This window comes from Cupriavidus gilardii (assembly GCF_017598945.1).
Lineage (GTDB): Bacteria > Pseudomonadota > Gammaproteobacteria > Burkholderiales > Burkholderiaceae > Cupriavidus > Cupriavidus gilardii_E.
The window spans coordinates 1-13,363 of the sequence record NZ_JAGFTW010000010.1 but is presented as its reverse complement, the minus strand read 5'-3'; the positions used below and the strand labels follow the sequence as shown (position 1 = coordinate 13,363).

16 protein-coding genes and 1 pseudogene are annotated in these 13,363 nt (G+C 67.5%); all 17 read right to left on the bottom strand.

The window, feature by feature from the left end:
• Positions 1 to 12: 12 nt before the first annotated feature.
• The gene (locus J5T34_RS04755) at positions 13 to 705 is read right to left on the bottom strand and encodes an urease accessory protein UreF (protein WP_208578840.1); all 693 of its coding nucleotides are present in this window, start codon (positions 703 to 705) and stop codon (positions 13 to 15) included.
• On the bottom strand, positions 702 to 1,265 hold the full coding sequence (locus J5T34_RS04750; protein WP_208578839.1) for an endonuclease domain-containing protein: 564 nt from the start codon (positions 1,263 to 1,265) through the stop codon (positions 702 to 704). The genes J5T34_RS04755 and J5T34_RS04750 overlap by 4 nt, the downstream gene beginning before the upstream one ends.
• A 9-nt stretch (positions 1,266 to 1,274) precedes the next feature.
• Positions 1,275 to 1,877 (bottom strand): urease accessory protein UreE, encoded by a 603-nt coding sequence (gene ureE / locus J5T34_RS04745; protein WP_208578838.1) that lies wholly within the window; start codon positions 1,875 to 1,877, stop codon positions 1,275 to 1,277.
• A 2-nt stretch (positions 1,878 to 1,879) separates the two neighbouring features.
• Positions 1,880 to 3,598: an urease subunit alpha gene (gene ureC / locus J5T34_RS04740; protein ID WP_208578837.1), complete on the bottom strand. Its 1,719-nt coding sequence runs from the start codon at positions 3,596 to 3,598 to the stop codon at positions 1,880 to 1,882.
• Entirely contained in the window at positions 3,598 to 3,903 is a 306-nt protein-coding gene (locus J5T34_RS04735; RefSeq protein ID WP_208578836.1) for an urease subunit beta, read from the bottom strand. Before J5T34_RS04735 ends, ureC begins: the two co-directional genes overlap by 1 nt.
• 30 nt (positions 3,904 to 3,933) lie before the next feature.
• Positions 3,934 to 4,563: a HupE/UreJ family protein gene (locus J5T34_RS04730; protein ID WP_208578835.1), complete on the bottom strand. Its 630-nt coding sequence runs from the start codon at positions 4,561 to 4,563 to the stop codon at positions 3,934 to 3,936.
• Positions 4,564 to 4,661: 98 nt separating this feature from the next.
• A complete protein-coding gene (locus J5T34_RS04725) occupies positions 4,662 to 4,964 on the bottom strand; it encodes an urease subunit gamma (RefSeq protein ID WP_174108085.1) in 303 nt (100 codons plus the stop codon).
• The gene (locus tag J5T34_RS04720; RefSeq protein WP_208578834.1) at positions 4,955 to 5,092 is read right to left on the bottom strand and encodes a hypothetical protein; all 138 of its coding nucleotides are present in this window, start codon (positions 5,090 to 5,092) and stop codon (positions 4,955 to 4,957) included. The genes J5T34_RS04725 and J5T34_RS04720 overlap by 10 nt, the downstream gene beginning before the upstream one ends.
• Positions 5,080 to 5,964 carry an urease accessory protein UreD gene (locus J5T34_RS04715; protein WP_208578833.1) on the bottom strand — a complete coding sequence of 295 codons (885 nt, stop codon included), beginning with the start codon at positions 5,962 to 5,964 and terminating at the stop codon, positions 5,080 to 5,082. Before J5T34_RS04715 ends, J5T34_RS04720 begins: the two co-directional genes overlap by 13 nt.
• A 29-nt stretch (positions 5,965 to 5,993) precedes the next feature.
• Positions 5,994 to 6,686 carry an urea ABC transporter ATP-binding subunit UrtE gene (gene urtE, locus J5T34_RS04710; RefSeq protein WP_174108087.1) on the bottom strand — a complete coding sequence of 231 codons (693 nt, stop codon included), beginning with the start codon at positions 6,684 to 6,686 and terminating at the stop codon, positions 5,994 to 5,996.
• A 37-nt stretch (positions 6,687 to 6,723) separates the two neighbouring features.
• Complete coding sequence (urtD, locus tag J5T34_RS04705) at positions 6,724 to 7,584, bottom strand: urea ABC transporter ATP-binding protein UrtD (protein ID WP_208578832.1); 861 nt, start codon at positions 7,582 to 7,584, stop codon at positions 6,724 to 6,726.
• Complete coding sequence (gene urtC / locus J5T34_RS04700) at positions 7,581 to 8,780, bottom strand: urea ABC transporter permease subunit UrtC (protein WP_208578831.1); 1,200 nt, start codon at positions 8,778 to 8,780, stop codon at positions 7,581 to 7,583. Before urtC ends, urtD begins: the two co-directional genes overlap by 4 nt.
• Positions 8,777 to 10,426 carry an urea ABC transporter permease subunit UrtB gene (gene urtB / locus J5T34_RS04695; RefSeq protein WP_208578830.1) on the bottom strand — a complete coding sequence of 550 codons (1,650 nt, stop codon included), beginning with the start codon at positions 10,424 to 10,426 and terminating at the stop codon, positions 8,777 to 8,779. Before urtB ends, urtC begins: the two co-directional genes overlap by 4 nt.
• A 265-nt stretch (positions 10,427 to 10,691) precedes the next feature.
• Positions 10,692 to 11,948, bottom strand: coding sequence for an urea ABC transporter substrate-binding protein (urtA, locus tag J5T34_RS04690; RefSeq protein WP_208578829.1), 1,257 nt, complete (start codon positions 11,946 to 11,948; stop codon positions 10,692 to 10,694).
• Between the two features lie 202 nt (positions 11,949 to 12,150).
• Positions 12,151 to 12,630, bottom strand: a complete 480-nt coding sequence (locus tag J5T34_RS04685; RefSeq protein WP_208578828.1) for a MaoC family dehydratase — start codon at positions 12,628 to 12,630, stop codon at positions 12,151 to 12,153.
• A 94-nt stretch (positions 12,631 to 12,724) separates the two neighbouring features.
• The gene (locus tag J5T34_RS04680) at positions 12,725 to 13,177 is read right to left on the bottom strand and encodes a MaoC family dehydratase (protein WP_208578827.1); all 453 of its coding nucleotides are present in this window, start codon (positions 13,175 to 13,177) and stop codon (positions 12,725 to 12,727) included.
• Between the two features lie 74 nt (positions 13,178 to 13,251).
• Positions 13,252 to 13,363, bottom strand: a pseudogene (locus tag J5T34_RS04675) (IS110 family transposase); the annotation flags it as partial.

Below are 13,363 nucleotides of genomic sequence, written 5' to 3'. Positions count from 1 at the left end.
GTGCGGCCGCGCTCAGGAGCGGAACAGCCGCGAATACTGCGTTTCGTGCCGCGCCGACAGCAGGCCCAGCATCGGCGACAGCGTCGACAGCGCAGGCGGTTCGGCATCGGCCCGGCGCGTCGCCTCGGCCACCGCCTCCAGTACGCAGCCATGCATGCCGCGCAGGATCTGCTGGCCGGCCACCTGCCCCAGCGGCACTGCCTTGATCGCCGCGGCGATCTGGTTCTCGACCCAGTTGAAGCAGTAGGCCGCCAGCCCGTCGCGCTCGTCGACCTGCAGCGCGACACAGGCCGCGGCAAACGCCGTCGGCAGGCAGACCGGCGACATCGCCGCCAGCGCATCGCGCAACGCCGCCTCGCCCCATTCCATCTGACCGATCAGCCGCGCCAGCGACCATCCCATCTGCTCCGTTTCGAGCCGCAGTTCGGCGCTCTCGCGGCTGCCATGGAACCAGTCGTTCCAGTACCGCACGCCCTCGCGATCGCCATTCCGCCAGGCGCGATGCAACAGCAGCCACAGCGGCGCTTCCGCATGAGCCTGCACGTGCAGCAGGTTGTCGCGAATCCACTGCCGCGCGCTGTCTGCATCCCGCACGATGCCGCAATCGATCGCCGCCTCCAGCCCTTGCGAATAGCTGAACCCGCCGATCGGCAGCGCCGGCGAGGCCAGATGCAGCAGCGAGAGCAGTTGGGGGAGTTGGGTCATCGGTCGGCTGGCGACGTTGCGATAGATGGAGCGCTTCGCGCAGGAGACGCCGTGCCCTCTCCCCCAGCCCCTCTCCCGCGCGCGGGAGAGGGGAGAAAACCGTCGCGGCGCGCATGGGCGCGGGCCTTGGCGGCCCTGGCAGGCCTGCGGGTGGATTTGCGTGCCCGCTCGCCAGCACCACGCTCCCCTCTCCCGCTTGCGGGAGAGGGGATGGGGGAGAGGGCAGCCAACGCTTCCACTTCGATACGAATTGCTTCCAGCACGGCTTCGGTCTGCTGAAGCACGTCATGATTCCAAAACCGCAAGACCTTGAGCCCCTGACTGGCGAGCCATTGATCGCGGACAATATCCGCGCCATTCGCATGCTGCCCACCGTCTGCCCCAACGACGAGGCCGAGGCGCATGCACAGAAAGTCCACGATATACCGCCCGATCGGCACCTGCCGCTTGAATTTGTAGCCCAGCATCCGATGTGCGCGCAGATGAAACCACAGCCGGTGCTCGGCGTCGGACTGACGCTGTCGCAACGATTGCGCAAAGCTGCGGTTGGCTGGACTCACGGCTACCCCTCAGTGCTGGTGATCGCAACCTGCATGATGCACGTGATGGCCATGCACATGCTTTTGATCATCATGCGGGTGCGAGTGCGAGTGCCCATGGTGCTGGTGAAACACCGCCTGGGCCGCCGCATAGTCCTCCGCGAAAGTCGCGTCGTGGCCGTGCTTGTGGCCGCCGCCGTAGGCGCCCGCTTCCGGTTCGAACGGCAGCTCGGCGCGTTCGGCATGCACGCCAAGGCGGACCAGCATGTCGGCCAGCACCGGGTCGTATTCCAGACGCAGATAGTCGCGCCCGATCTCGATCGGCGTGTGCCGGTTGCCCAGGTGGTAGGCCGCGCGCATCAGCGCGTGCGGATCGTCGGCGCGTACCTGCAGCACCGATTCGGCGGCGGCCTGTACTTCGACGAACAGGCCGTCCGCGGTCACCAGCAGATCGCCGCCGCGCAGCACCGTGCCGCGCGGCAGGAAGATCGCCGCTTCCTCGCCGTTGTCGAGCACCGCGCGCAGGCGGCTCTTGCTGCGATCGGCGAAGGGCAGCACCAGCTTCGGCGCGCGGCGCACCAGCACCGGTGCGATGCCGTGCGGCGCGGGAAGATGCTTGTCGATCTTGTGCATGGTCAGAACAGGAAATAGCGCTGCGCCATCGGCAGCTCGGTCGCCGGCTCGCAGGTCAGCAGCTGGCCGTCGGCGACCACCTGGTAGGTCTCGGGATCGACGGAGACGGTCGGCTGCCAGTCGTTGTGGACCATGTCGCGCTTGCTGACCGTACGCGTGCCCCGCACCGCCGACAGCGTCTTCTGCAGGCCGTAGCGCCCGCCCACATCGGTGGCGAGCGCGGCCTGCGAGACGAAGGTCAGCGACGACCGGTGCAGCGCCCCGCCGGCGCTGGCGAACATGGGCCGGTAGTGCACCGGCTGCGGCGTCGGGATCGAGGCATTGGGGTCGCCCATCGCCGCGGCGGCAATCATGCCGCCCTTCAGGATCAGGCTGGGCTTGACGCCGAAGAACGCCGGCTTCCACAGCACCAGGTCCGCCCATTTGCCGACCTCGATCGAGCCGACCTCGTGCGCGACGCCATGCGTCAGCGCCGGATTGATCGTGTACTTGGCGACATAGCGCTTGACGCGGAAGTTGTCATGGCCGCCGCGCGCATCGTGCGGATCGCCCGGCAGCTTGCCGCGCTGCACCGCCATCTTGTGCGCGGTCTGCCAGGTGCGCAGGATCACCTCGCCGACGCGCCCCATCGCCTGGGAATCGCTGGAGATCATCGAGAACGCGCCGAGGTCGTGCAGGATGTCCTCGGCCGCGATGGTCTCGCGGCGGATCCGGCTTTCGGCGAAGGCAATGTCCTCGGCGATCGACGGATCGAGGTGATGGCAGACCATCAGCATGTCCAGATGCTCGTCGATCGTATTGATCGTGTAGGGCCGTGTCGGATTGGTCGACGACGGCAGCACGTTGGCCTCGCCGCAGACCTTGATGATGTCCGGCGCGTGGCCGCCGCCCGCCCCTTCGGTGTGATAGGTATGGATGGTGCGGCCCTTGAACGCGGCGATGGTCGCCTCGACGAAGCCGCCCTCGTTCAGCGTGTCGGTATGGATCGCGACCTGCACGTCGGTCGCATCGGCCACCGACAGGCAGGTATCGATCGCCGCCGGCGTGGTGCCCCAGTCCTCGTGCAGCTTCAGCCCGATCGCGCCGGCCTCGACCTGCTCGACGATCGGCTGCGGCAGGCTGGCGTTGCCCTTGCCCAGCAGGCCGATATTCATCGGATAGGCGTCCACCGCCTGCAGCATCCGCTCCATATGCCAGGGTCCCGGCGTCACCGTGGTCGCAAAGGTGCCGGTGGCCGGGCCGGTGCCGCCGCCGATCATCGTGGTGACGCCGCTCATCAGCGCCTCCTCGATCTGCTGCGGGCAGATGAAGTGGATATGGCTGTCGATGCCGCCGGCGGTCACGATCATCCCCTCGCCGGCGATCACCTCGGTGCCCGGTCCGATCACGATCGTCACGCCCGGCTGGATATCGGGATTGCCCGCCTTGCCGATGCCGGCGATGCGTCCGTCCTTGATGCCGATATCGGCCTTGACGATGCCCCAATGGTCGACGATCAGCGCGTTGGTGATCACCGTGTCGACGCAGTCGCGCGCCAGCCGCTGGCTTTGGCCCATGCCGTCGCGAATCACCTTGCCGCCGCCGAACTTGACCTCCTCGCCGTAGATCGTGAAGTCCTTCTCCACCTCGATGACGAGGGCCGTGTCGGCCAGCCGCACGCGGTCGCCGATGGTCGGGCCGAACATCTCGGCATAGGCCTGCCGTCCGATTTTCAACGCCATCACAGCGCTCCCATGATCTTGCCGTTGAAGCCGTAGACGATGCGGTCGCCATCGAGCGCCACCAGCTCGACGGTGCGCGACTGTCCGGGCTCGAAACGCACCGCGGTGCCGGCGGCGATATTGAGCCGGAAGCCGCGCGCGGCATCGCGATCGAAGTCCAGCGCGGCGTTGGTCTCGTGAAAGTGGAAGTGCGAGCCGACCTGGATCGGCCGGTCGCCGGTATTGGCGACCGTCAGCCGTATCGTCGCGCGGCCAACGTTCAATTCGAGCTCGCCGTCGGCGGGCATCAGTTCACCGGGGATCATGGCGTTTCCTGTCTTGGGTGAGGCCTGGGATCAGGCCACCATCAGGCCGACGCCATAGAGCGCGACACCGGCCCCCGCGGCTCGCGCGAGCCACGGTGCATGCCGGCGCAGCACCGTGCCGGCGGCGATGCCAGCCAGATGCAGCGCGACGGTCGCCGCCGCGAAGCCGCCGACATAGGCCAGCACGGCCGGCAGCGCGCCCGCGCTCGCCGGCAACTCCGCGCCATGCGCATAGCCGTGAAACAGCGCGAAGCCGCCAACCAGCGCCATCGCCGCGCCCGCGGGCATCCGCGCGCGCAGCGCAACCAGCAGGCCCACCACCAGCAGCGAGGCCGCGATCATCGGCTCGACGGCGGGCAACGCCAAGCCGGCCAGGCCCAGCACGGCGCCGACCAGCATCAGCGCGACGAAGGCCAGCGGCACGCGCAGCACGCCCACGCCACCGCCACCGCCCGCGCCCACCGCCAGTGCGCTCCAGACCCCGACCGCGACCATCGCCAGCAAATGGTCGGCGCCGGTCAGCGGATGCAACAGACCGGAGGCCAGGCTGGCGCCGACGCTTGCCACGTCGTGGCCCGGGTGAGCCAGTGCCGGCGCGCTGGCCAGCATCGCGGCCAAACCGGCAATGGAAACAGCAGCGCGTGGCAGGCCGCGTTGCATGGGGTGCTGAACGGAAAGCGAGCGAATGAAACCGGGCATGGTGGTCCTCAGTGGAATACGGAAAATGCGATGAGCCGCTGCGATGCGGGCGACCCGTGTCAGACGATCGGCTGATGCACGGTGACCAGCTTGGTACCGTCGGGAAAGGTCGCCTCGACCTGAATCTCCGGGATCATCTCGGCGACGCCGTCCATCACGTCCTCGCGCGCCAGCACCGTGGTGCCGGCGTGCATCAGCTCCGCGACGGTGCGGCCATCGCGCGCGCCTTCCATGATCGCGGCGGTGATCAGCGCCACCGCTTCCGGATAGTTCAGCTTCAGTCCGCGCGCGCGGCGGCGCTCGGCCAGCAGCGCGGCGGTGAAGATCAGCAGCTTGTCCTTCTCTCTGGGCGTCAGTTCCATCGCCTGTCCTCGGTGTTCGGTTCTTCGTATTCGGCTTCGCCGGGGACGTCGGTCATCCCATCGGCCGCCGCGTCGATCATCACATCGATCATCACATCGATCATCACATCGATGATCACGTCGACCACAGCCGCAGCGGCCTGGCCGCTACCCCGTGGATCGGCACGCGCAACGCGCTCCACGCCGCGATCATCAGTTCGCGTACGGGCTCGATATGCGTGCCCAGCGCGCGCAGCAGCAGCATCGGCTGCTCGGTGTCGGCCAGACATGTCACGCCGGCGCGCAGATCGGCGCGATACGGCAGGCTCTCCGCGAGCGCTTCCGCCAGCGTCTGCGTCGCACCCGCCCCGACCGCCCACAACGTGCCGAGCACCGGCAGGCCGTCGAGCCCGACGCGCGCCTGGCGCAGCGGCGAATCCGCATCGAGGCGGGCTTGCTCGCGCCACAGCGTGCGCGTGCCCTGCCCGATCCGCGTGTCCATCCACGCGGTGCCGCGCCGCCATTGTTCGCCGGAGGCCTGCCGGCCCAGCACCAATGCATCCCAGCCGATCGCGCTGCCGCCCGGCGCGACGTCGACGACGGTAGCGAGCCGCGCCCGCGCATCGTCGAACACGATGTTCTCCTGCGGCAGCCAATCAAGTCGTGCGCCCGGCGCGACCGAGATGCGCACCCGCTGGCTGGCATCGCGGCCGAGCGACTTGTACCACTTGGTCGCGCCCGGTGTAGCGAGCACCGCGTGCGCGCCCGGCTCCAGCGCGATATCGAGATCGAGCACGTCGCCGCCCGCGATGCCGGCCGGCGGATGCAGCACCACCGCATGGCAGATGCCGCTCTCGGGATACAGCGGCTTCTGCACCATCAGCGGCCCGACATGACGGCGTTCGACCAGTGCCGTGCGTTCGCCGCGCACGGCGAAACGCAGCCGCAGCTGCGCGTGCCACGCCGGCGGCATGGCCAGCGTCGCGGCGGGATCGTCGGCGGGGAAATCGGGATGGCGCATCGTTTGAGCGAGGACGAACGATCGGTGGCCTAGACCGCGATCATTTCCCGCACGCCTTCGTCTTCCATCCGGCTGCCCTCGCCGCTGGCCACCACCTCGCCGCGGCTCATCACCACGTAGTGATCGGCCAGATGGCGCGCGAACTCGTAGTACTGCTCGACCAGCAGCACCGTCATGCCGAACTCGTCGACCAGCAGCCGCAGCGCGCGGCCGATGTCCTGGATGATCGACGGCTGGATGCCTTCGGTGGGCTCGTCGAGAATCAGCAGCTTCGGTTCGCTCATCAGCGCGCGCCCGATCGCCAGCTGCTGTTGCTGCCCGCCGGACAGATCGCCGCCGCGCCGCTGCCGCATCGTGCGCAGCACCGGAAACAACTGATAGATGCGATCCGGCACGCCGGCCGGCTTGCCGCGGCTCGCGGCGCCGATCAACAGATTCTCCTCGACGGTCAGCCGCGGAAAGATCTCGCGTCCCTGCGGCACATAGGCCAGCCCGGCAGCCACGCGCTCGTAGGGCGGCGCCTTGTCCAGCGTCCGGCCGTTCCAGCGAATGGTGCCGCTGCGCGTGGGCACCACACCCATCAGGCATTTCAGCAGCGTGCTCTTGCCCACGCCGTTGCGGCCGAGCAGCGTGGTCAGGCGGCCCTCGGGCACCTCGAAGCTGACGTCGCGCAGGATATGGCTGCCGCCGTAGTACTGGTTCAATCCGCTGACTTGCAGCATCGGTCTTCCTTTCTGCGTTCCAATGCAGCGCCGCAGTTCAGCGCCCCAAATACGATTCGATCACGCGCTCGTCGCGCTTGACCGCGTCCAGCGTGCCCTCGGCCAGCACGCTGCCTTCCGCCAGCACCGTGACCTTGCCGGACTCGCCGGCCAGCGCGGCGACGAACTCCATGTCGTGCTCGACCACCATCATCGAGCAGCTGCCGCGCAGGCCATTGAGCAGCGCCGCCAGCTGCATCGTTTCCTCGTCGGTCATGCCAGCCACCGGTTCGTCGAGCAGCAGCAGTTGCGGCCGCTGCATCAGCAGCATGCCGATCTCGAGCCGCTGCTTCTGGCCGTGCGACAGCAGCCCGGCCGGCCGATAGGCCTCGTCTTCCAGCCCGATCAGCGCCAGCGTCTGCTCGATGCGGCGGCGGCCATCGCCATCGAGCCGCGCCCGCAGCGACGACCACCAGCGCTTGTCGGCCTTCATCGCCAGCTCCAGGTTCTCCCACACCGCGTGCTGCTCGAACACGGTGGGCTTCTGGAACTTGCGGCCGATGCCGGTCTGCGCGATGGTCGGCTCGTTCAGCCGCATCAGGTCGATGCTCTGGCCGAGAAACACGCGTCCGCTGACCGAGGCATTGCGCGGCCCGGTCTTGCCGGTGATCACGTCCATCATCGTGGTCTTGCCGGCGCCATTGGGTCCGATCACGCAGCGCAGCTCGCCGTGGTCGATCGACAGCGTCAGCTTGTTCAGCGCGCGAAAGCCGTCGAACTGCACGGTCACGTCCTCCAGATAGAGGATCGGTCCGTGCGAGACATCGATGGCGCCGCGCTCGAGCACGCGGCCCAGGCCGGTAGCGTCGCCGCTCTCTGCCTGCGCGGCATCGTGGGCCGGATTCAGTGCGGCATTCATGCCTTGCCTCCGCTGCCGGCCGGCACCGCCACGGGCGCAGGCTTGGGTGTCGATGCCTGCGCCGCGTCGCCGCGCCGCAGGCGCGCCAGCAGCCCCACCACGCCGTTCGGCAGATACAGCGTCACCAGCACGAACATCGCGCCGAGCAGGAACAGCCAGTACTCGGCGAAGTGGGCGGTGAACAGCGTCTTCGCGCCATTGACCAGGAAGGCGCCGATCACCGGGCCGATCAGCGTGCCGCGCCCGCCAACCGCGACCCATACCGCCATCTCGATCGAGTTCGCGGGCGACATCTCGCCCGGATTGATGATGCCGACCTGCGGCACGTACAGCGCACCAGCGATGCCGCACAGCACCGCCGAGAAGGTCCAGACGAACAGTTTGTAGCCGAGCGGGTTGTAGCCGGAGAACATCACGCGCGTCTCCGCATCGCGCACCGCGGTAACGACCCGGCCCAGCTTCGAGGTCACGATATAGCGGCAGGCGATCAACCCGCCCAGCAGCGCGAACGCCGTCAGCACGAACAGCACGGTGCGCGTCTCGGGCGCGGCAATGGCAAAGCCGGCGATACGCTTGAAATCGGTGAAGCCGTTGTTGCCGCCAAAGCCCGTCTCGTTGCGGAAGAACAGCAGCATCGCGGCATAGGTCAGCGCCTGCGTGATGATCGACAGATAGACGCCCTTGATGCGCGAGCGGAAGGCAAAGAAGCCGAACAGCCAGGCCAGCACACCCGGCACCAGCACCACCAGCAGCAGCGCGTAGCCCAGATGGTCGGTGCCGTGCCAGAACCACGGCAGTTCCTTCCAGTCGAGGAACACCATGAAGTCCGGCAGCTCGCTGCGATAGACGCCCTCGCGGCCGATCGCGCGCATCAGGTACATGCCCATCGCATAGCCGCCGAGCGCGAAGAACAGGCCATGGCCCAGGCTCAGGATGCCGCAGTAGCCCCAGACCAGATCGAGCGCGATCGCGGCCAGCGCAAAGCACATGATCTTGCCGATCAGCGTCAGCGCATAGGCCGACAGATGCAGCGGATGCGTGTCGGGCAGGACCAGCGCGCACACCGGCACCGCCACGGCCGCCAGCAGTGCGACTACCGCCAGCGCCAGCCAGCCGCGCGCAGAGAACAGGGGCTGGCGCGCGGGCACGGCCAGCGTGAAGGCGGACCTTCCGGGATCGATCGAGCTTTGCATCATGCCTCCGCGCTGCGCCCCTTGAGCGCGAACAGTCCCTGTGGCCGCTTCTGGATGAACAGCACGATCAGCACCAGGACGATGATCTTGGCCAGCACCGCGCCGTAGAACGGCTCGATGAACTTGTTGATGATGCCCAGGCCGAAGGCGCCGACGATGGTGCCGGCCAGCTGCCCCACCCCGCCGAGCACGACGACCATGAACGAATCGATGATGTAGGCCTGCCCCAGGTCGGGCCCGACATTGCCGATCTGCGACAGCGCGCAACCGCCCAGGCCAGCAATGCCGGCGCCGAACGCGAACGCATAGCTGTCGACCTTCCAGGTCCACACGCCGACGCAGGCGGCCATCGTGCGGTTCTGCGTGGTGGCGCGCACGAACAGGCCCAGCCGGGTACGATTGAGCACCGCCCACGCGATCGCTACCACGGCTAGCGCGAACACCACGATGACGATGCGGTTGTACGGAATCACCAGACCGGGCATCCACTGCACGCCGCCGCTCATCCAGCTCGGATTGGCGACCTCGACGTTCTGCGCGCCGAACAGCATCCGCACCGCCTGCATCAGCAGCAGGCTGATGCCGAACGTGGCAAGCAGCGTTTCCAGCGGGCGGCCGTACAGATGGCGCAGCACCAGTCGTTCGAGCACGAAGCCGACCGCAGCGGCGGCAAGGAAGGCCGCGGGCAAAGCCGCCGGCAGATACCAGTCGAAGGCATCGGGCAGATAGGTGCGGAACAGCGTCTGTACCAGCCAGGTGGCATAGGCGCCGATCATCAGAAATTCGCCGTGGGCCATGTTGATCACGCCGATCAGCCCGTAGGTAATGGCCAGGCCCAGCGCCGCCAGCAGCAGCACGCTGCCCAGGCTCAGGCCGGCGAACAGATTGCCGATCAACTCGGCCTGGCGCTCGCTGGCGCGCAGGTTGTCGAGCGCCTGCTGCGCGGCGGCGCGCAGTTGCGGGTCGGGCTCGCGGTATTGGCCGTTGTCGCCGCGCTCGATCAGCGGCTGCAGCCGCTGGCGCGTGGCCGGATCGCTGTCGCGGCCGAGAATGCGGATCGCTTCGAGCCGTTCGTCGCGGCTGCCGTCGGCCAGCACGGTATTGGCCCAGATCACGTCGAGCCGGGCACGCAAGGCGGCGTCCGCTTCCGACTGGCGCGCGGTGGCGACGGCCTCGCGCGGCGCGTCTTCGGGACGTTCCAGCAGTGCGGCGATGGCCTGCGCGCGCACCGCGGCGTCGGGCGAGGACAGCAGCAGGCTGCCGGCCGCGCCGTCGACCTGGGCGCGCAGGCTGTTGTTCAGTGTCAGCGATTGCAGCGCGCCGGCATCGACCTCGACCGGCTTGCCGGTGATCGCATCGAGCGCGCGCTCGCCTTCGACGCGCACCATGCCGATGCCCGGTGCGAACTGCAGCGTATCGTCCTGCAGCGCCTGCAGGATCGGACCGGCCTGCTTCGGATCGGCCTTGGCCAGCGCGGCGATGGCACCGCGCTTGGCATCGAAATCGTCTTCGGCCAGCGGCTGCAGATCGGCCTGCGTCAGCGCGGCGGCCGCCCACAGCGCGGGCGCCGCCAGCAACAGCGGCAGCGCGAGCAGCGCGGCAAGCGTGGCGCGCCACCAGGGGGCGCGGGGCAGCAGGGGTCGGGACATGGAATCGGTGCTGTGGTCGGGGATCAAGCGGTCAACGAAGAACGGGGGGAGGTGGGCTGGCGAGCGCCGCTGCCCTCTCCCCCGCCCCTCTCCCGCAAGCGGGAGAGGGGAGAAAACCGGCGGTCCAACTGTGTTTTCCTCTTCTGCAAGCGGGAGAGGACAACACACGTGGTGCACTGGCCTTTGCGATGGTGTTCTCCCTCTCCCCCTCAGGGGGAGAGGGCTGGGGAGAGGGGGTGGTTTCACCACCCTCCCCCAACAACCCTCACATCACCTTGTCCGGCTTGCCCTCGTTACCCGCGATGAACGGGCTCCACGGCTGCGCGCGCAGCGGCTTCGGCGTCTTCCACACGACCGAGAACTGCCCGTCGCCCTTGACCTCGCCGATCATCACCGGCTTGTACAGATGGTGGTTCTCGCCCATCGTCAGCGTGAAGCCGCTCGGTGCCTTGAAGGTCTGGCCGATCATCGCGGCGCGGACCTTGTTCGGGTCGGTGGTGCCGGCCTTCTTGACCGCCTGCGCCCACATATGGATGCCGACGTAGGTCGCCTCCATCGGATCGTTGGTCACGCGCTTGTCGCCGCCCGGCAGATTGTTCGCCTTGACCCAGGCCGCCCATTGCTTCTTGAAGGCCTCGTTCTCCGGGTTCTTGACCGACATGAAGTAGTTCCATGCGGCCAGATGGCCGACCAGCGGTTTGGTGTCGATGCCGCGCAGTTCTTCCTCGCCGACCGAGAACGCCACCACCGGCACGTCCTTGGCCTTCAGGCCCGCGTTGCCCAGTTCCTTGTAGAACGGCACGTTGGAATCGCCGTTGATTGTCGAGATCACCGCGGTGCGGCCGCCCTGCGAGAACTTCTTGATGTTGGCGACGATGGTCTGGTAATCGCTGTGGCCGAACGGCGTGTAGACCTCCTCGATGTCCTTGTCGGCCACGCCCTTGCTCTTCAGGAACGCGCGCAGGATCTTGTTGGTGGTGCGCGGGTACACGTAGTCGGTGCCCAGCAGGAAGAAGCGCTTGGCGCCGCCGCCTTCCTTGCTCATCAGGTACTCGACGGCGGGAATGGCCTGTTGATTCGGCGCGGCGCCGGTGTAGAAGACGTTCTTCGACATCTCCTCGCCCTCGTACTGCACCGGGTAGAACAGCAGCGCGTTCAGTTCCTCGTAGACCGGCAGCACCGACTTGCGCGAGACCGAGGTCCAGCAGCCGAAGGTCACCGCGACCTTGTCGTTGCTGATCAGCTGGCGTGCCTTCTCGGCGAACAGCGGCCAGTTCGACGCGGGATCGACCACCACCGGCACCAGCTTGCGGCCCAGCACGCCGCCGCTCTTGTTGATCTCGTCGATCGCCATCAGCGCAACGTCCTTCAGCGACGTTTCCGAGATCGCCATCGTGCCCGACAGCGAATGCAGCACGCCCACCTTGATCGGCTCTTTCGATTGCGCGAACGCCAGCGGGCTGGTACCGATCATCGCCGCGGCGGCCACCGCCGACAGCATCAACATTTCCCGTCGTTTCATTGCAGCTCCCTAGCTTGTGTTTGTGTTCGAGGAACAACGCACCCCGGGAGGGACTTCTGCAACTAGCGTGCCACCAAAAAAGAACGCGGCATCAAGCCGCGTGGGAGACTGCCTTGACATCGCCGCACCGTGGCGGTGCGCCGGCGCTTTGCATCACGATGGTGCGATGACGCAAAGCGGTGCGGCGCACCGCGCCGGGGCGTCAGGAATAGCGCCGGCTGATCGATTCCGCGACGCAGACCGGACGGTCGCTGCCTTCGCGTTCGATGGTGACCTCCCAGGTCGACTGCGCGCCGACCAGGTCCGGTGCATTGGGCGGCGGCGCGATGCGCTCGACCTTCAGCAGCTTGATGCGCGCGCGCAGCCGGCTGCCGACCGGCACCGGCGCGGTGAAGCGCACGCGGTTCAGGCCGTAGTTGACGCCGATCTTGACGCCCGGCATCTGCATCGCGCTCTGCATCAGCGCGGGCAGCAGCGACAGCGTCAGGAAGCCATGCGCGACCGGCGCGCCGAACGGCGACTCGCGCCGTGCGCGCTCGGGGTCGACGTGGATCCACTGATGGTCGCCGGTCGCCTCGGCGAACAGGTTGACCTGGTGCTGCGTGATCTCGGTCCAGTCGCTGACGGCGACCTCCTGCCCTTGCAGGCTTTCCAGCTCCTCCAGCGAAGCGATGGTGCGCATGGTGTCTCCTTGTCGAATGAGGTGGCCGGCGATGTGGCCGGCGATGTGATCGGCAATTTAGCCAATGAGGTGGCCGATGCCGTGGCGAAGCGGTTCAGGCGGGTCGGCGGCCGTACATGCCCATGCCCTTGACGGTGCAGACCAGCTCGCCGCGCTGGTTGACCGCCTCCCACTGCGTGTGCACGACGCCGCGATCGGGCTTGGACTGCGACGGCCGCTTGTCGAGCACCGAGACGAACACGGTCAGCGTATCGCCGGCATAGACCGGCTTGAGCCAGCGGATCTCGTCGACGCCGGGCGAGCCCATGCTGGCCGACTTCGACGTCATGTTATCGACCAGCATGCGCATCATCACCGCGCAGGTCATCCAGCCGCTCGAGATCAGCCCGCCGTAGATGCTGCGTTTGGCGGCCTCCTTGTCGACGTGGAACGGCTGCGGATCGTACTGCGTGGCGAAGCTGACGATCTCGTCCTCGGTGATCGCTCGCGAACCGAGTTCGCGCCGGCTGCCGACGACAAAGTCTTCGAAGTACATGGTGTCGGACATGGGGTCTCCGTGGTTGTCGGTATCGACGTGTATCGAGTGTGTTCTCCCTCTCCCCTCAGGGGAGAGCAACCGTGTCAAGTGGGCATGTTGTTCTGCCATGGCTGACCGGACTTCACCATCGCGTTGAGGACCGTTAGCAGCTTGCGCATACACGCGGTAATGGCAACCTTGAAGGGCTTGCCGGCG

What these genes read in the sequence shown, in the direction of transcription:
- urtE (WP_174108087.1), bottom strand. Translation starts at nt 6,686, where the DNA reads ATGCTGCAAGTCAGCGGATTGAACCAGTACTACGGCGGCAGCCATATC.
- J5T34_RS04725 (WP_174108085.1), bottom strand. Translation starts at nt 4,964, where the DNA reads ATGGAACTGACGCCCAGAGAGAAGGACAAGCTGCTGATCTTCACCGCC.
- J5T34_RS04735 (WP_208578836.1), bottom strand. Translation starts at nt 3,903, where the DNA reads ATGATCCCCGGTGAACTGATGCCCGCCGACGGCGAGCTCGAATTGAAC.
- J5T34_RS04685 (WP_208578828.1), bottom strand. Translation starts at nt 12,630, where the DNA reads ATGCGCACCATCGCTTCGCTGGAGGAGCTGGAAAGCCTGCAAGGGCAG.
- ureC (WP_208578837.1), bottom strand. Translation starts at nt 3,598, where the DNA reads ATGGCGTTGAAAATCGGACGGCAGGCCTATGCCGAGATGTTCGGCCCG.
- urtB (WP_208578830.1), bottom strand. Translation starts at nt 10,426, where the DNA reads ATGTCCCGACCCCTGCTGCCCCGCGCCCCCTGGTGGCGCGCCACGCTT.
- J5T34_RS04680 (WP_208578827.1), bottom strand. Translation starts at nt 13,177, where the DNA reads ATGTCCGACACCATGTACTTCGAAGACTTTGTCGTCGGCAGCCGGCGC.
- urtA (WP_208578829.1), bottom strand. Translation starts at nt 11,948, where the DNA reads ATGAAACGACGGGAAATGTTGATGCTGTCGGCGGTGGCCGCCGCGGCG.
- urtC (WP_208578831.1), bottom strand. Translation starts at nt 8,780, where the DNA reads ATGATGCAAAGCTCGATCGATCCCGGAAGGTCCGCCTTCACGCTGGCC.
- J5T34_RS04715 (WP_208578833.1), bottom strand. Translation starts at nt 5,964, where the DNA reads ATGCGCCATCCCGATTTCCCCGCCGACGATCCCGCCGCGACGCTGGCC.
- ureE (WP_208578838.1), bottom strand. Translation starts at nt 1,877, where the DNA reads ATGCACAAGATCGACAAGCATCTTCCCGCGCCGCACGGCATCGCACCG.
- urtD (WP_208578832.1), bottom strand. Translation starts at nt 7,584, where the DNA reads ATGAATGCCGCACTGAATCCGGCCCACGATGCCGCGCAGGCAGAGAGC.
- J5T34_RS04755 (WP_208578840.1), bottom strand. Translation starts at nt 705, where the DNA reads ATGACCCAACTCCCCCAACTGCTCTCGCTGCTGCATCTGGCCTCGCCG.
- J5T34_RS04730 (WP_208578835.1), bottom strand. Translation starts at nt 4,563, where the DNA reads ATGCAACGCGGCCTGCCACGCGCTGCTGTTTCCATTGCCGGTTTGGCC.